2 protein-coding genes are annotated in these 18,936 nt (G+C 69.8%); both read left to right on the forward strand.

The genetic code is table 11. The features are described 5' to 3' along the window. Positions 1–153 precede the first annotated feature (153 nt). Complete coding sequence (locus ACI2KK_RS17390; protein ID WP_404669825.1) at positions 154–11,115, forward strand: amino acid adenylation domain-containing protein; 10,962 nt, start codon at positions 154–156, stop codon at positions 11,113–11,115. A 10-nt stretch (positions 11,116–11,125) separates the two neighbouring features. Beyond that, positions 11,126–18,925 carry an amino acid adenylation domain-containing protein gene (locus tag ACI2KK_RS17395; protein WP_404669826.1) on the forward strand — a complete coding sequence of 2,600 codons (7,800 nt, stop codon included), beginning with the start codon at positions 11,126–11,128 and terminating at the stop codon, positions 18,923–18,925. Positions 18,926–18,936: the final 11 nt, after the last annotated feature.

The following is an 18,936-nucleotide window of genomic DNA, read 5'->3' on the forward strand; positions in this document are numbered from 1 at the left end:
AATCGAAAACCGGCCAGTGCAAATGAAAGCAAATGTTTCAGGAGGGCGGCGGGCACGCAGTGGGCAACCCGTTAATTTTCCTGGCTTGTCATCCGTTTTCTGTGGATACCAGGCGCCCCGCGCGCCTCGCCCGATCATGACGGATGGATGTAAATGAACGCAGATGACGCTCGCAAGCTTGCCCGCCGCTTCCAGGACCTGCCCGTGGAGAAACGCCGACTGTTTCTGGGTGCACTGGAACGTGAAGGGGTCGACTTCTCGGTACTGCCGATCCCGGCGGGCGGGCGCGAGGCGCATGACAACCCGCTGTCCTATGCCCAGCAGCGCATGTGGCTGCTGTGGCAGCTCGACCCGCAGGGCAACGCCTACAACCTGCCTAGTGCGGTGCGCCTGCGCGGTGCATTGAACCGCCCGGCGCTGGAGCAGGCCTTTGCCGGGCTGTTCGAGCGCCATGCCACGCTGCGCACCCTGTTCGGCCGCGACGAGCAAGATGCACCCTGTCTCGAAGCGGGCGGGCAAGCCCTGAATATCGAGCACGAGGACCTGGCGCACCTGTGCCAGGAACAGCGCGAGCAGGCTGTCGGCGAGTACGTCGGGCGCCAGGCGGCACTGCCCTTCGACCTGGAGCGCGGCCCGCTGCTGCGGGTGGCGCTGCTGCGCCTGGCCGAGCAGGAGCATGTGCTGGTGTTGGTGATGCACCACATCATTGCTGACGGCTGGTCGATGAATGCGCTGATCGACGAGTTCATCCAGCGTTACGACGCGGCGGTGCGCGGCCAGGTTGTGGCCCTGCCGGCACTGCCTATCCAGTACGGCGACTATGCCTTGTGGCAGCGTGCCTGGCTTGAGGCGGGCGAGCAGGAGCGCCAGCTCGAGTACTGGCGCGCGCAGTTGGGCGATGAGCACCCGGTGCTTTTGCTACCCACTGATTTCCCCCGCGCGGCGCGCCCGGGCTCGGCAGGCGGGCGCCACGAGCTGGAGGTGCCCGAGGCATTGGCGGCGCGATTGCGCGAGTGCGCGCGTGAGCACAACGTGACCTTGTTCATGCTGCTGCTCGGCCTGTTCGCGGCGTTGCTGCAACGCTACGCCGGCCAGCCCGACATTCGCCTGGGCGTGCCGGTGGCCAATCGCAATCGCGCCGAGGTCGAAGGGCTGATCGGCTGCTTCGTCAACACCCAGGTGCTGCGCGTGCAGCCCGACCCGCAACAAGGGCTGGCAGCGCTGCTGCAGCAGGTGCGCCAGGTGGCGCTGGGCGCACAGGCGCACCAGGAGCTGCCGTTCGAGCAACTGGTCGAAGGCCTGGGTGTGGCCCGCGAGGGCGGGCACAACCCGTTGTTCCAGGTGATGTTCAACCACCAGTCGCAGGTCGCCGACCTGGGCCAGGTTCAGCAGGTCCAGGGTTTGCAGTTGCAGGCTCTGGAGCGTGAGCGGCACACCACCCGCTTTGACCTGGCGCTGGATACCTTCGAGCGTGGCGGGCGCCTGTTCGCGGCCTTCACCTACCGCCTCGAACTGTTCCAGGCCGACACCCTCGAGCGTATGGCCGGGCACTGGCTGACGCTGGTCGAGGGCTGGCTGCAAAGCCCGGCCACCGCGCTCGGCGAACTGCCGCTGCTGTCGGCAGCGCAGCAGGCGCGCCAGCAGCAATGCAATGCCACGGCCCGCCCACGCGAGGCCGACACCTGCATTCATCACCTGATCGAGCGCCAGGCCGCGGCGCATCCGCAGCGGCTGGCGGCGGTGCATGGCGAGCGCTCGCTCACCTGGGCCGAGCTGGACGCCGGGGCCAACCGCCTGGCCCGGCACTTGCGCACCCTCGGGGCCGGCCCGGACGTGCTGGTGGGGATCGCGGTGGAGCGCTCCCTGGACATGCTGCTGGGCATGCTGGCGGTGTTGAAGGCAGGGGCTGCGTATGTGCCGTTCGACCCGCAGTTCCCCGAACAACGCCTGGGTTACATGCTCGAGGACAGCGGCGTTGCCGTGCTGCTCACCCAGCAGGCGGTGCAGGGGCGCCTGCCGCAGGTCGCGGGCCTGCATACCCTGCTGCTGGATGACCCGGCGCCGGCCTGGGCCAGCCTCGATGGCCACGCCCTCGACGTGGCGGTGGCCCCGGCCAACCTTGCCTATGTGATCTACACCTCAGGCTCCACTGGCCAGGCCAAGGGTGTCTCGCTCAGCCATGCCGGCCTGGTCAACTACGTGCAAGGCATTTTCGAAACCTTGCCGCTGCAGGGCGCACAGAGCATGGCCGTGGTCTCCACCCTGGCCGCCGACCTGGGCCACACCACCTTGTTCGGCGCGCTGTGCAGCGGTGCCACCCTGCATGTGCTCGACCTGGACCTGACCCTTGATGCCGACCGCTTCGCCGATTACATGGCGGCCCGGCACATCGATGTGCTGAAGATCGTGCCGTCGCACATCGAGGCGCTGCTCAGCGAGCGGCATCGCGGCGCCGGGTTGCCGCGCCAGTGCCTGGTGCTGGGCGGCGAGAGCGCATCGCCGGCGTTGCTGGCGCGCCTGGCCGAGTGGGCGCCCGAATGCCGTGTCATCAACCACTACGGGCCCACCGAGACCACGGTCGGCGTGCTCACCGCCGCCTTGGGCGGCGCTCAGCCGCCGGCCCTTGGGCGGCCCCTGCCGAACCTGCGTGCGCAGGTGCTCGACGCCGAGCTGCAGGCGCTGCCGGTCGGGGTTGACGGCGAGTTGCTGATCGGCGGCGCCGGCCTTGCCCGGGGTTATCACCGTCGCCCGGGGCTGACTGCCGAACGCTTCGTGCCGGACCCGTTTGGCCCGCCCGGCGCAAGGCTGTACCGCAGCGGCGACCTGGTCAGCCAGGACGCCGACGGGCGCCTGCGTTTTCGCGGGCGCGTCGACCACCAGGTGAAGATCCGCGGCTATCGCATCGAACTTGGCGAAATCGAGGCGCGCCTGCGTGAGCTGGCCGGCGTGCGCGAAGCACACTGCCGTGTGCTGCAAGGCCAGCTGGTGGCCTATGTGGTGGCCCCCGGCATCGACAATGCCGGCTGGAAGCCTGCGCTGGCGCGCAGCTTGCCGGACTACATGGTGCCCGCCACCTTCGTGCAGCTTGAGGCGATGCCGCTGACCCTCAACGGCAAGCTCGACCCGCAAGCCCTGGCAGCCCTGCTGCCGGATGCCCCGCAGGCGCTGTACGAGGCGCCGCAAACCGCGCTGCAGCAACAGCTGGCGCAAATCTGGGCGCAGGTGCTGGAGGTTGCCCAGGTCGGCCTGGCCGACAGTTTCTTCGGCCTGGGCGGTCACTCGTTGCTGGCCACCCAGATCGTTTCCCGGGTACGCCGGCTGCTGGATGCCGACGTGCCGCTGCGCACGCTGTTCGACAGCGCCGACCTGCGCGCCTTTGCCGATGCGGTGCAGGCACTGCGTGGCCAGGCGCCGACCCGCGAACTGCTGGCGGTCGGGCGTGAGGCGCCGCTGCTGGCCTCGTTCGCCCAACAGCGCCAGTGGCTGTTCTGGACCCTGGAGCCACATAGCGTTGCCTACCATACCCCGCTGGTGGCTGATTTTACCGGTGCCCTCGACCGGGCGGCCTTGCAGGCCACCTTTGCCGCGCTGGTGGCGCGCCATGAAGCCTTGCGCACCCACTTCAAGCGCGACGGCGAGCAGCTGTTGCAGGTGGTCGAGGCGCAAGGCGCTCTGCGCCTGGAGTGGGAGCGTGTGGACGAGGCCGATGCCTTGCAGGCGCGTATCGAAGCCGAGGTCAACGCGCTGTTCGACCTTGAGCGCGGCCCGCTGATGCGCGCCCGGGTCTTCGAACTGGCCGCCGATCGCCACGTGCTGGTGGTGACCTTGCACCACATTGTCTCCGATGGCGGCTCGATGGGGGTGCTTGGCCGCGAGTTCGCCCAGCTTTACCGGGCCTTCCAGCAAGGCGAGGCGGCCGGCCTGGCACCGCTGGCGCTGCAGTACGCCGACTACGCCCAGTGGCAACGCCAGTGGCTGGAGGCCGGTGAAATGCAGCGCCAGCTCGATTACTGGCGCACCCAGCTGGGCAGCGAGCACCCGGTGCTAGAGCTGCCCTGCGATCACCCGCGCGGGGCCGGGCGGGACTACCGTGAAGGGCGCCTGGACCTGCGCCTGCCAGAGCCGCTGGCCCAGGCCGTGCGCCAGTATGCGCGCCAGCAGCGCCTGACCTTGTTCCAGGTGTTTGTCGCGGCCTACGCCATGTTGCTGCAGCGCTACTGCGGCCAGCGCGACATTCGCATCGGCCTGCCGGTGAACAACCGCAATGCCGAGGCGCTGGAAGGGGTGGTCGGCTTCTTCGTCAACACCTTGGTGCTGCGCCTGGACATCGACCCGCAACAGGCCCTGGAGCAGATCGCCCGGCAGGCCCGCGACACTGCGCTGGCGGCCCAGGCGCACCAGGACCTGCCGTTCGACCGCCTGGTGGAGGCGCTCAACCCGCAGCGTTCGCTGCAGCACAACCCGCTGTTCCAGGTGATGTACAACCACCTCAACACCGTCGGTGCCGCCGCTGCCGGCAGCCTGCCCGGGGTCCAGGCCCAGGAGCGGGTGCTGCCGGCCGGCCAGGCGCAGTTCGACCTGACCCTGGAAACCCTCGAGACCGACCACGGCATCCAGGTGGCGTTCCTGTATGCCGCCGAGCTGTTCGAGCCCGCCAGTATCACGGCCATGGCCGATGCCTGGCTGGGCCTGCTGCAGGCCTTGGTCGAGCAGCCGCAGCAGGCGCTGGGCAATGTCGTGTTGCAAACGCCCGAGGATTGGCAGCGCCGGCTCGCCGCGCTGCCAGATACCCCCCATGATGCGCCCGACTCGGTGCTGGCCGCCTTCGCCCGGCAAGTGCAACGGGCCCCGCAGGCATTGGCCCTGGTGCAGGGCGAGGAGCGGCTCGACTACGCCGCCCTCGACCTGCGCAGCGACCAGGTGGCTGCGCACCTGCGCGCCGAGGGCGTGGGCCCCGAGAGCCTGGTGGCGATCGTCGCCGAACGTGGCATTGCCCTGGTGGTCGGCCTGTTGGGCATCTTCAAGGCCGGCGGCGGCTACCTGCCGCTGGACCCGGCCTATCCCGCCGAGCGCCTGGCCTACATGCTCGAAGACAGCGGCGCACAGCTGGTGCTCGGTGAGCGCGCGTTGCTGGCACGCCTGGCGCCGACCCAGCGCACGCTGGCCCTCGAAGACATCGGCCAGGCGCACGCGGCATTCGCAGCCCACCCCCTGGCCCAGAGCCTGGCCTACGTGATCTACACCTCCGGCTCCACCGGCCAGCCCAAGGGCGTGGCGGTCAGCCATGGCGCACTGGCCATGCATTGCCAAAACGCAGCGGCGCGTTACAGCCTGGGGCCGCAGGACCGCTTGCTGCAGTTTGCCTCGATCAGCTTCGACGCCGCTGCCGAGCAGATCTTCATGCCACTGACCCAAGGCGCCGCACTGGTGCTGGGGGATGTCGGCCAATGGGGCTACGAGCAACTGCTGGAGCAGGTGCAGGCCCACGGCATCAGCGTACTCGACCTGCCGCCGAGCTACCTGGCGCGCATCGTCGAGGCGGCCGAGGCCGGCAGCCCGGCGTTGACGGTGCGTGCCTGCATCCTCGGCGGTGAAGCCTGGAGCCTTGCGCAAATCGCCGGGCTTTCGCACCTGCGTGCCGGGCAGCTGTTCAATGCCTATGGCCCTACCGAAGCTGTGATCAGCCCGTTGATCCATGCCTGCGACGTCAGTGCCACGCACACCCTGTACGCCCCTATCGGCACCCCGGTGGGCGCGCGTTCGGCGTGGTTGCTCGACAGCGACCTGGCACTGACCCCAGGCAATGCCCTGGGTGAGCTGTGCCTGGGCGGCGCGGGCCTGGCCCGGGGTTATCTGGGGCGTGCCGGGCTGACCGCCGCAAGCTTCGTACCCGACCCGTTCGGCGCAGCGGGCGCCCGCTTGTACCGCACCGGCGACCTGGCTCGCCTGGGCCGTGACGGGGTATTCGAATACCACGGCCGGCGCGACCAGCAGGTCAAGCTGCGCGGCCTGCGCATCGAGCTGGGCGAGATCGAGAGCGCCTTGCGCGACTGCCCGCAGGTGATGGATGCCGCAGTCCTGGTGCAGGCCCTCGGGCAGGGTGGGCAACTGGTGGCCTATGTGGTGCCCCGCGACCCTGCCACGCTGGCGGCCGACAGCCTGCGCGCCCAGCTGCGCCAACGCCTGCCCGAGCACATGGTGCCCGGCCACTGGCAGTTCCTCGAGGCCCTGCCGCTGAACGCCAACGGCAAGCTCGACCGCCCGGCGCTGCCCCTGCCCGAACTGGCCCGCGGCGAGCACCAGGCCCCGCGCAGCGTGGCCGAAGTCGCCCTGGCGCGGATCTGGGCCGAGCTGCTCAAGTGCGAACAGGTTGGCTTGCAGGACAACTTCTTCGAGCTCGGCGGCGACTCGATCATCTCCCTGCAGGTGGTCAGCCGGGCCCGCCAGGCCGGCCTGCTGATCAAGTCCAAGGACCTGTTCCAGTACCAGACCCTGCAGGCGGTGGCCGCCGTGGCCCAGGCCGGTGAGCACGGCGTGCAGGCCGAGCAGGGCCTGGTACAGGGTGCGCAGACGCTGTTGCCGATCCAGCAGAGCTTCTTCGAGGAGGTGCAGGTCGATCGCCATCACTGGAACCAATCGGTGCTGCTGGCCCCGGCTGCGCCGCTGGACCCGCTGCGGCTGGAGCAGGCCCTGCAGGCCTTGCTAACCCACCATGACGCCTTGCGCCTGGGGTTCAACGAAACGGCCGACGGTTGGCAGGCCCATTACCGCCCTCTGGCGCCGCAGCAGACGCTGCTGCGCCAGGCCCAGGCCAGCGACGAGCAAGCCCTGGCTGCGCTGTGCCAGCAACTGCAAGGCAGCCTCGACCTGGCCCAGGGCCCGCTGCTGCGCGGCCTGCTGGTGGCGCTGGCGGACGGTTCCCAGCGCCTGTTCCTGGTGGTTCACCACCTGGTGGTGGACGGGGTGTCCTGGCGCATCCTGTTCGAAGACCTGCAGGCCGTCTACCGCCAGCTCGAGCAAGGCCAGGCACCGCGCCTGGCCGCCAAGACCAGCGCCTATCGCGACTGGGCCGAGCGCCTGGTGCAATGGGCCAACAGCGCGCCGTTGCGAGCGCAGCTGGCGTACTGGGAGCAGCAGTGCGCCCCGGGCGCCAACCTGCCGATAGCCCCGGGGCAAGCGTTGCAATGCCGCGCCCGCACGGTCTACAGCCGGCTCGATGCCGCGACCACCGAGCGCCTGTTGCAACAGGCGCCGCAGGCCTGGCGCACCCAGGTCAACGACCTGCTGCTCAGTGCCCTGGCCCGCGTGCTGTGCCGCTGGAGCGGTGCGCCGAGCGTGCTGCTGGAGCTGGAGGGGCACGGCCGCGACGAGCTGTTCGACGGCCTTGAGCTGAGCCGCACGGTCGGCTGGTTCACCAGCCTGTATCCGCTGCGCCTGACCCCGGCAGCGAGCCCGGTCGAGAGCTTGCGTGCGGTGAAGGAGCAACTGCGCGCGGTGCCCGACAAAGGCATCGGCCACGGTGCGCTGCGTCACCTGGGCGAGGCTGCCGTGCGTCAGCGCCTGGCGGCGTTGCCCCGGGCCCAGGTGCTGTTCAACTACCTCGGCCAGTTCGATGCCAGCTTCGACGCCGACGGCGCCCTGCTGCGCCCGGCTGGCGACAGTGGCAGCCATGACCACAGCGAGCACGGCACCCTCAGCCATGCGCTGAGCCTCGACGGCCAGGTGTACGGCGGCTGCCTGAGCATCGGCTGGACCTTCGCCGACGACCAGCTCGACCCTGCGCTGGTACAGGGCCTGGCCGAACAGTACTGCGACGAGCTGCGCCATCTGGTGGACGCCTGCTGCGCCCCGGGCGCCGGCGGGCTGACTCCGTCGGACGTGCCGTTGGCCGCGCTCGACCAGGCGGCCCTGGATGGCCTGGGCCTGCCGTTGGCCTGCCTGGAAGACCTCTACCCGCTGTCGCCGATGCAGCAGGGCATGCTGTTCCATGCCCTCTACGAGCAAGGCACGGGTGACTATGTCAACCAGATGCACGTTCAGGTCGAAGGCCTGGACCCTGTGCGTTTTCGCGAGGCCTGGGCGCAGACCTTGCAGGCCCACGCGCCGCTGCGCAGCGGTTTTCTCTGGCAGGGTGACCTGGCCGAGCCGTTGCAGTTCGTGCACAGGCAGGTGCCGCTGCCGTTCGAGGAACTGGACTGGCGTGACCTGGCCGAGCCCGAGCAGGCCCTGGGCCAGTTGCTGGATGCCGAGCGTGCCCGCGGCTTCGACCTGCGCCAGCCGCCGCTGCTGCGCCTGTGCCTGGCGCGTACCGACGCCGACCGCTACTGGTTCGTCTGCACCAACCACCACATCCTGATGGACGGCTGGAGCTATGCGCGCCTGTTCGGCGAGGTGCTGGAGCGCTACCACGGCCATGCCCCGGCAGCCAGTGGCGGGCGCTACCGCGATTACATCAGCTGGTTGCAGCAGGTCGATGGCGAGGCTGCGCAGCAGTACTGGACTGGCCGCCTGGCCGAGCTCGAGGCGCCGACCCGCCTGGCCCAGGCCATGGGCGGCAGCCCGCGGGCCGAGGCCGGCAGGGCGCGCCATGCGCGGCTGATCGACGCGGCCCGCACCCAGGCCCTGGGCGCCTTCGCCCGGCGCCACAAGGTCACCGCCAACGTGCTGGTTCAAGCCGCCTGGATGCTGTTGTTGCAGCGCTATACCGGCCAGGCCAGCGTGGCCTTCGGCACCACGGTCGCTGGCCGCCCGGCGCAGGTGCCGGGCATCGACCGCCAGGTCGGCCTGTTCATCAACACCCTGCCGGTGATCGGCACGCCCGCCGCCGAACTGAGCGTGGCCGCGTGGATGCAGCAGGTCCAGGCCGACAGCCTGGAGCGCGCCGAACACGAGAGCACGCCGCTGTTCGAGATTCAGCGCTGGGCCGGGCTGGGCGGCGAGAGCCTGTTCGACAGCCTGCTGGTGTTCGAGAACTACCCGGTTGGCGAGGCCCTGCGCCAGCGCGACGCCAGCGCCTTGCGTTTTGGCAGCGTGCACAGCCACGAGCAGACGCACTACCCGCTGGCCCTGGCGGTGGAACTGGGCGAAGCCTTGCACCTGGGCTTCGATTACGCCCAGGGCCAGTTCGCCAGCGCCACCGTCGAGCGTTTGGCCGAGCACCTGGACCAGTTGCTGGCGCAGTTCGTCGAAAGCGCCGACAGGCCGTTGGGCGAGCTGCGCCTGGCCTTGCCGGCAGAACAGGCGCTGGCCTGCGCGCGCAACGCCACCCCGGCCCCGGGCGACGGCCTGCTGGTGCAGCAACGCATCAGCCAGTGGGCCGCACGCCAGCCCCAGAGCCTTGCCGTGGTGCAGGGCGAGCGGGCGCTGAGCTTTGCCGAGCTGGAGCAGCGTGCCAACCAGCTGGCGCACTGGCTGGTCGGCGAAGGGGTCGGCCCGGAAGTGCGGGTGGCTGTGGCGCTGCCGCGCGATGAGCAACTGCCGGTGGCGCTGCTGGCCGTGCTCAAGGCCGGCGGCGCCTTCGTGCCGCTGGACATCGGTTACCCGCCCGAGCGCCTGGCCTACCTGCTGCAGGACAGTGCCGCCGCCTTGCTGCTGGTCGACTCGCGCCTGCCCTGGTCGGCGCCGCTGCCGCCCGGCGTGCGTAGCCTGGCGGTCGACCAGCTGGCGCTGCAGGCCAAGCCGGCCACGCCGCCGCAGGTCGCCATTGCCCCGCAGAACCTGGCGTACATCATCTATACCTCCGGCTCGACCGGCTTGCCCAAGGGGGTTGCGGTCGAGCACGGGCCGTTGGCCATGCACTGCCAGAGCATCGGTGCGCGCTACGAAATGAGCGAAGCCGACTGCGAGCTGCTGTTCATGTCGTTCGCCTTCGACGGCGCCCATGAGCGTTGGCTCACCAGCCTGACCCACGGAGCCCGCGTGCTGCTGCGCGACGACGCGCTGTGGACCCCGGAGCAGACCTTCGCTGCGCTGCACCGCCATGGCGTGAGCGTGGCCGCGTTCCCGCCGGTGTACCTGCAGCAACTGGCCGAGCACGCCGAGCGCGTGGGCAACCCGCCGCCCATGCGGGTGTACTGCTTCGGCGGTGACGCGGTACCCAGTGCCAGTTATGAGCTGGCTCGCCGCGCCCTGCGCCCGCGCTACATCATCAACGGCTACGGCCCTACCGAGACCGTGGTGACCCCGCTGATCTGGAAGGCTGGCGAAGGCGACCAGTGCCAGGCCGCCTATGCCCCCATCGGCGATCGCGTCGGCGCGCGCACCGCACAGGTGCTCGATGCCAGCCTGCAACTGCTGCCCGACGGCCTGGCCGGTGAGCTGTACCTGGGCGGCGAAGGGGTGGCCCGTGGCTACCTGAACCGCCCAGGGCTGACTGCCGAACGTTTCGTGCCCGACCCCCACGGTGCCCCGGGCGCGCGCCTTTACCGCTCCGGCGACCTGGTGCGCCAGCGTGCCGACGGCCTGGTCGATTGCCTGGGGCGTATCGACCACCAGGTGAAGATCCGTGGTTTTCGCATCGAGCTGGGCGAGATCGAGGCCTGCCTCAAGCGCCAGCCGGGGGTACGTGATGCGGTCGCCGTGGCCCGCGAGGGGGCCCATGGCAAGGTGCTGGCGGCCTATGTGGTGCCCACCGGCCGCGTACCGGCAGACCCCGCCGAGGCGCTGCGGGTGCTGCGTACCGAGCTTGAGCAGCAGTTACCGGCCTACATGGTCCCGGCGCAATGGGCCTGCCTTGAGCACTTGCCGCTCAACCCCAACGGCAAGGTCGACCGCAAGGCGCTGCCCGAGCCGCTGGCCCTGGCCGGCAACGTTGCCTACCGCGCCCCGCAGGGCGAGCTGCAGGAACGCCTGGCGGCGATCTGGCAGGCGGTCCTGCACAGCGAGCGGGTAGGGCAGGACGACAACTTCTTCGAGCTGGGCGGGCACTCGTTGCTGGCCACCCAGGTCACCGCCCAGCTGCAGCTGGAGTTGGGCCTGGAACTGAACCTGGACCTTTTGTTCAAGACCCGCACCCTGGCCGAGTACGCCGAGGCGGTGGCGGGCCGCATGACATCGAATCACGAGGACGACTTGAGCGACATGTTTGATTTCCTGAACGAACTGGAGGCGAACTGAGATGGCTGGCATGGACAACGCACAGATGGTGCAGCGCTTTCTCCGGTTGCCGTCGGCGCAGCGCCGGCTGTTCCTGGAAAAGCTCGCCGAGAAGGGCATGAGCCTGGCCAACCTGCCGATCCCGGTCAGCCGCCACGAACAGGACAGCCTGCCGCTGTCCTACGCCCAGCAGCGCCAGTGGTTCCTCTGGCAACTGGAGCCGGGCAGCAGCGCCTACCACATTCCAGCGGCCCTGCACCTGCGCGGCCCGCTCGATAGCCAGGCATTGCAAGGCGCGCTGGATGCGCTGGTTGCCCGGCACGAAAGCCTGCGCACCTGCTTTGATGACGAGCCACAGGCGCAGCAACGCATCCTCGCCCAGGGGGCTGTGGCCCTGGAGCTGCAGCAAGCCCCCGAAGGCCTGGATGCCCAGGCGCGTACGGCGCTGATCGAGCGCTTCGTCGACGCCACCCTGGCAACGCCGTTCGACCTGCGCCAGGGGCCGCTGCTGCGGGCCCGCCTGCTGCAACTGGGCGAGCACGACCAGGTGCTGGTGCTGGCATTGCATCACATCGTCGCCGACGGCTGGTCGATGCAGGTACTGGTGCGCGAACTGGTGGCGCTGTACCAGGGCCAGGGCGCGGCGCTGGCGCCGCTGCCGATCCAGTACGCCGACTATGCCTTGTGGCAGCGCTGCTGGATGGAGGCGGGCGAGCGCGAGCGCCAGCTGGCCTACTGGACTGCGCAACTGGCTGGCGAACAGCCGCTGCTGGAGCTGCCCCACGACCGGCCACGCCCGGCGGTGGCCAGCCAGCTGGGCGCGCGTTGCGACGTGGCGTTGCCTGCCGAGTTGCTGCCGGCCCTGCGCCAGGCCTGCCAGCGTGAAGGGGTGACCTTGTTCATGCTGTTGCTGGCCTCGTTCCAGTGGCTGTTGCAGCGCTACAGCGGCCAGGCGGACATTCGCGTCGGGGTCCCGGTGGGTAACCGCAACCGCGCCGAAACCCAGGGCCTGATCGGCTTTTTCGTCAACACCCAGGTGCTGCGCGCGCAGTTCGCCCCGCGCGACACCCTGGCCAGCCTGCTGGCCCAGGTGCGCGAGGCGGCGTTGCAGGCCCAGACCTACCAGGACCTGCCCTACGAGCAACTGGTCGAGGCCCTGCAGCCGGAGCGCAACCTCAGCTACAACCCGTTGTTCCAGGTGATGTTCAACCACCAGGTGCAAGGGCGCCAGGAGCAGGCGCCGACGCTGGCCGGCGGCCTGCGGGTCGAGGCGCTGGCCTGGGAGCGCCACGCGTCGCCGTTCGACCTGAACCTGGACACCTACGAAGACGACCAGCGCCTGTGGGCGTCGTTCACCTATGCCACCGAGCTGTTCGACCCGGCCACGGTCCAGGGCATTGCCGGGCATTGGCAGCAGTTGCTGCACGCGTTCACCGGCGACCTGTCACAACCGCTGGAAGAGGCCGCCAGTGCTGCGCTGCCTGGCGCTGCACCCAGCCAGTGTGCTGCGCCGCTGCTGCTCGAGGCACTGGCCGCGAGCGTGGCTGCCAACCCGGCTGCACCGGCCGTGCGCCAGGGCTCGCAATGCCTCGACTACGCCCAGCTCGATGCCTGTGCCAACCGCCTGGCACACCAGCTGCGCGCTGCCGGGGTAGGCGCGGAAAGCCTGGTCGGCCTGGCCCTGGCCCGCAGCCCGCAACTGGTGATTGCCCAGTTGGCGGTGCTCAAGGCCGGTGGCGCCTATGTGCCGCTTGACCCCGACTACCCCCGTGAGCGGCTGGCCTACATGGTCGAGGACAGCGGCCTGGCGCTGCTGTTGAGCAGCGCCGAGGTGAGCCTGCGCACCGGCCCGCTGCCGGCGCCGCAGGTGCTGCTGCTCGATGCCGACACCTGCCAGCCACCGGCCGAAAACCCGGGCGCACCGGCCCTGCAGTTGCACGCCGAACAGCTGGCCTACGTGATCTACACCTCAGGCTCCACCGGGCGCCCCAAGGGCGTGGCGATCCGTCACGGCGGGCTGGCCAACCACATGCAGTGGATGCGCGCCAGTTACCCGCTGGGCGCCGATGACCGGGTACTGCAAAAGACTGCGTTCAGCTTCGATGCCTCGGTCTGGGAGTTCTGGTTGCCGCTGATGTGCGGCGCCCAGCTGGTGCTGGCGCCTGCCGACCTGAACGACGACCTCGGCCAGTTGTGGCCGCTGGTTGCCGGCGAACGCATCAGCGTGCTGCAGGTGGCGCCGTCGCTGCTGCAAGGGCTGCTGCCCCAATTGCAAAGCGGGCAGTTGGCCTCGCTGCGCCTGCTGCTGGCCGGCGGCGAGGCGCTCAAGGGCAGCCTGTTGCGCCAGTTGCGCGAACACTGGCAGGGCAGGGTGGTCAACCTTTACGGGCCGACCGAATCGACCATCGACAGCACCTGGCATGAGCCGGGCGCGGCCTTTGCGGGCGATGTGGTGCCGATTGGCGCGCCGATTGCGGGCGTCAGCAGCGTGGTGCTGGCCGACAGCCTGCGCCAGTGCCCGGTCGATGCCGCGGGTGAGCTGTACCTCGGCGGTGCGTCCCTGGCCCGGGGTTACCACCGCCGCCCAGGGCTGACGGCCGAACGCTTCGTGCCCGACCCAGGCGGCGCGCCGGGTGCCCGCCTGTACCGCAGTGGGGACCGGGTGCGTCTGCGCAGCGACGGCCTCTTGCACTACCTGGGCCGGATCGATCATCAGCTCAAGCTGCGTGGGCTGCGTATCGAACTGGGCGAGATCGAGGCGGCGCTGCTCGACCAGCCCGGGGTGCGCGAGGCAGTGGTGCTGCCGGTTGATGGCCCCCGCGGCACGCAGCTGGTCGCCTACCTGGTGACGGCTGAGCAGCAACAGCTGGAGCCGCTGCGTGAAGCCCTGGCCGCGCGCCTGCCGGCGTACATGCTGCCGGTGCACTGGCTGGCATTGCCCAGCCTGCCGCTGACGGTCAACGGCAAGCTCGACCGCGCGGCGCTGCCGCGCCCGGACGCCGACCAGGCGGCCGACACCTTCCAGGCGCCCCAGGGGCCGATGGAGCGTGCCCTGGCCGAAGTCTGGCAGGACGTGCTGAAGGTGGCGCAGGTCGGCCGCCAGGATAACTTCTTCGAGCTGGGCGGCGACTCGATCATCTCGTTGCAGGTGGTCAGCCGGGCACGCCTGGCCGGTATCCGCTTCACTCCCAAGGCGCTGTTCCAGCACCAGACCGTGCAGGCCCTGGCGCAAGTCGCCCAGCGTGGCGACAGCGAAGTGCTGGCCGAGCAGGGGCTGGTCGACGGCGAGTTGCCATTGCTGCCGATCCAGCAGGCGTTCTTCGAGACGCCGATGAGCGCACGTCACCACTGGAACCAGTCAGTGCTGCTGGAGCCGCGCGAGGTGCTCGATGCCAACGCCCTCGAGCAGGCCTTGCAGGGTTTGCTGCGTCAGCACGATGCCCTGCGCCTGCGCTTTGAGCAGCAGGGCGGCGCCTGGCAGGCCTGGCACGCCCCGCACGATGACCGCCAGGCCCTGCTGTGGCAGCGCCAGGTGCTGGACGCCGAGGCCTTGCTGGCAGTGTGCGAACAGGCCCAGCGCAGCCTCGACCTGGCCCACGGCCCGCTGCTGCGTGCCGTGCTGTTCGACTACCAGGGCGCGCAGCGCCTGCTGCTGGTGGCTCACCACCTGGTGGTTGACGGGGTGTCCTGGCGCATCCTCTTCGAAGACCTGCAAGCCTTGTATCAGGCGCCTGCCGCAGCGCTGCCGGCGAAAACCAGCGCCCTGCGCGACTGGGCCCGGCGTCTGCACCAGCAGGCCGACAGCCTGGCGCTGCAACCGGCTGCCGACTACTGGCTGGAGCAGGCTCGCCAAGCGATGCCCGCCTTGCCCTGCGCCAACCCCGAGGGCAGCCTGCACCGGCGCTACGCCCGGCACGCCACCAGCCGTCTCGACCAGGCATTGACCCGAGCCCTGCTGCAGCAGGCGCCCAGCGCCTACCGCACCCAGGTCAACGACCTGCTGCTGACCGCCCTGGCACGGGTGTTCTGCGCCTGGAGCGGGCAGCCGGCGCTGTGGGTGCAGTTGGAGGGCCACGGCCGCGAGGAACTGTTCGACGATATCGACCTGACCCGCACGGTGGGCTGGTTCACCAGTGCCTACCCGGTGTGCCTGCGCCCGGCCGAGGGCCTGGCCGAGTCGCTCAAGGCGGTCAAGGAGCAACTGCGGGCGATTCCCGACAAGGGTGTCGGCTTCGGTGTGCTGCGCAGCGCCGCCAACCCGCGCCTGGCACCGTTGCGCGCACTGGCAACGCCGCAGGTCACCTTCAACTACCTGGGCCAGTTCGATGGCAGTTTCGACGATGCCCAGGCGTTGTTCGTGCCGGCCCGCGAAGCCGCCGGTAGCGAGCAGGGCGACGATGCGCCGCTGGCCAGTGCGATCAGCATCAACGGCCAGGTCTACCAGGGTGAGCTGGTGCTGGAATGGACCTTCAGCGAGCAGCAGTTCGCCCCGGCCACCCTCCAGCGCCTGGCCGATGACTATGCCCGAGCACTGGCCGAACTGGTGGAGCACTGCCTGGCCCCCGGTGCTGGCGGCGTGACCCCGTCCGATGTGCCGCTGGCCGGCCTCGACCAGGCGCGGCTGGATAGCTTGCCGGTGCCTGCGGCGAACCTGGCCGATGCCTACCCGCTGTCGCCGATGCAACAGGGCATGCTGTTCCATGGCCTGTACAGCGAGACGCGCGGCGACTACATCAACCAGCTGCAGGTGCAGATCGACGGCCTCGACCCGCAGCGTTTCCAGCAGGCCTGGCAGGCCACCCTGGATGCCCATGACAGCTTGCGCTGCCAGTTCCACTGGCCGGCCGACCAGGCCCAGCCGCTGCAACTGGTGCTGCGCGAGGTGGCGTTGCCGTTTGCCGAGGTCGACCTGCGCAGCGTCAGCGATGCGCCCCAGGCGCTGCATGCCCTGGCCGCCGAGGCCCGCGACAGTGGTTTCGTGCTGCACCAGGCGCCGTTGCTGCGCGTGCAACTGGCGCGTTGCGCCGAGCAGCGCTACCAGATGATCTTCACCAGCCATCACTTGTTGATGGATGGCTGGAGCAACGCCCAGCTGCTGGCCGAGGTGCTGCAGCGTTACGCCGGCCAGGCACCGGCCGCGCCGGCCGGGCGTTTTCGCGACTACATCGGCTGGTTGCAGGGGCGCGATGCGCTGGCGGCCGAGCAGTTCTGGAAGGGCCAGTTGCAGCATTTTGACGGCCCGACCTTGCTGGCCCAGGCCATTGCCCGCGGCCCGCTTGCACCTGCCAGCGGCCAGCTGCGGGTTACCCTGGGGCAGGCTGTAACCCAGGCGTTGCAGGGCTTTGCCCGGGCCGCCAAGGTCACCCTCAACACCTTGGTGCAGGGCGCCTGGACCTGCCTGTTGCAGCGCCATACCGGGCAGGCCCAGGTTACCTTCGGTGCCACGGTGTCGGGCCGCCCGGCCGAACTGCCGGGCATCGAGCAACAGATCGGCCTGTTCATCAACAGCCTGCCGGTGATCGCCGGGGCTATCCCCGAGCAGGCCCTGGTGCCGTGGTTGCAGGGCCTGCAGGGCCTCAACCTGCAACTGCGCGATTGGGAACATACCCCGCTGTACGACATTCAGCGCTGGGCCGGGCACAGCGGCGAGGCGCTGTTCGACAGCCTGCTGGTGTTCGAGAACTACCCGGTGGCCGAGGCGCTGGAGCAGGGTGCCCCGGCGGGGCTGCGCTTCGGCGAGGTGCTCGGGCACGAGCAGACCGGCTTCCCGCTGAGCGTGCTGGTGGACGCCGGCCAGGACCTGGCGGTGACCTTCAAGTACGACCCGGCACGCTTCGACGCCGCTGCCATACAGGGGCTGGGGCAGCAACTGCTGGCGCTGTTGCGCTCGATGGCCAGCCTGGACGGGCAGGCCCGGGTCGCCGACCTGCGCCCGTTCGATGCTGCCCAGGGCGAGGCCTGGTTGGCCCTGGGCCAAGGCCCGCAGGCTGACTACCCGCGCCAACCGAGTGTCCCGCGGCTGATCGAGGCCCAGGCCAAACGCACCCCCCAGGCTGCGGCGCTGACCTTCGCCGGGGTGACCTTGAGCTATGCCGAACTCGAGGCGCGCAGCAATCAGCTGGCCCATCGCCTGGTAGCCGCCGGGGTTGGCCCGGACGTGTTGGTGGGGGTGGCCGCACAGCGCTCGCTGGAAATGGTCATCGCCCTGCTGGCGGTGCTCAAGGCCGGTGGTGCCTACGTGCCGCTGGACCCGGACTACCCGGCCGAACGCCTGGCCTACCTGTTCGAGGACAGCGGCATCGCCCTGTTGCTCAGCCAGTCGTGGCTGCTCGATGCACTGCCAGGCAGCGGGGCATTGCCGACCCTGGCACTCGATACCCTGGCCTGGGACGACGCCGACCCGGGGCGGCCAGCGGTCGAAGTCGATGGCGAGCACCTGGCCTACGTGCTGTACACCTCCGGCTCCACCGGCAAGCCCAAGGGCGCCGGCAACCGTCACCGCGCGTTGGTCAACCGCCTGCTGTGGATGCAGCAGGCCTATGGCCTGCAGGCCCACGATGTGGTGCTGCAAAAGACTCCGTTCAGCTTTGATGTGTCGGTCTGGGAGTTCTTCTGGCCGTTGCTGGCCGGGGCCCACCTGGTGGTGGCCGCACCGGGCGATCACCGTGACCCGGCACGCCTGGTGGCACTGATCCGCGAAGCGCAGGTCAGCACGCTGCACTTCGTGCCTTCGATGCTGCAGGTGTTCCTGCAGGACCCGCAGGTGTCGGCGTGCGCTTCGCTGCGGCGCATCGTCTGCAGCGGCGAGGCGCTGCCGGCAGATGCCCAGCAGCAGGTATTCGCCCGCCTGCCGGGCGCCCAGCTGTACAACCTCTATGGCCCCACCGAGGCGGCCATCGACGTGACCCACTGGCACTGCATCGACGACGGCCGGGCCACGGTGCCGATCGGCTCGGCCATCGCCAACCTGCGCACCTACATCCTCGACCACGACTTGCAGCCGGTGGGCCCCGGGGTGACCGGCGAGCTGTACCTGGCTGGCGAGGGCCTGGCGCGTGGTTACCACCGCCGCCCAGGGCTGACCGCCGAGCGCTTCCCGCTCGACCCGTTCGTGGCCGGTGAGCGCATGTACCGCACCGGTGACCTGGCCCGCTACGACCAGCAGGGGGCAATCGAGTACGCCGGTCGCATCGACCACCAGGTCAAGGTGCGCGGCTTGCGTATCGAGCTGGGCGAAATCGAGGCGCGGTTGCTGGAGCACGGGCTGGTGCGTGAAGCCGTGGTCACCGCCCCGGATGCCGGCAAGGGCCCGCAACTGGTCGCCTACCTGGTGGCCGATGATGGCCTGGACCCTGCGCAGCTTCGCGACTTCCTGCGCCAGGGCCTGCCCGAGCACATGGTGCCGGCGCACCTGGTGACCCTGGCGCAGATGCCGCTGAGCGCCAACGGCAAGCTCGACCGCCGGCAGTTGCCGGGCCTGGACAGCCTGCAGGCCCAGGTGGCCTATCGCGCACCGCAAAGCGAGCTGCAGCAGCAGGTGGCCCAGGTGTGGGGCGAGTTGCTGGCGCTGGAGCAGGTCGGCCTGGACGATGCCTTCTTCGCCCTGGGCGGGCACTCGCTGCTGGCCGCCCAGGCGGTGATGCGCCTGCGCGAGCAACTGCAACTGGAGGTGCCGGTGCGCCTGCTGTTCGAGACCGCAAGCCTGGAGGCCTTCTGCGCCGAGGTGCAGGCCTTGAGCCAGGACCAGGCGCCGGTGCAGGACGAGCTGACTAAATCGCTGGAGGCCCTCAAACGTCTATCTGCCGAAGAGCTTGAGAAACTGCTTTCCTGACAAGGGGTCGT

Origin of the sequence: Pseudomonas sp. NPDC089406 (assembly GCF_044900265.1) — a bacterium.
GTDB classification, from domain to species: Bacteria; Pseudomonadota; Gammaproteobacteria; order Pseudomonadales; family Pseudomonadaceae; genus Aquipseudomonas; species Aquipseudomonas fakonensis.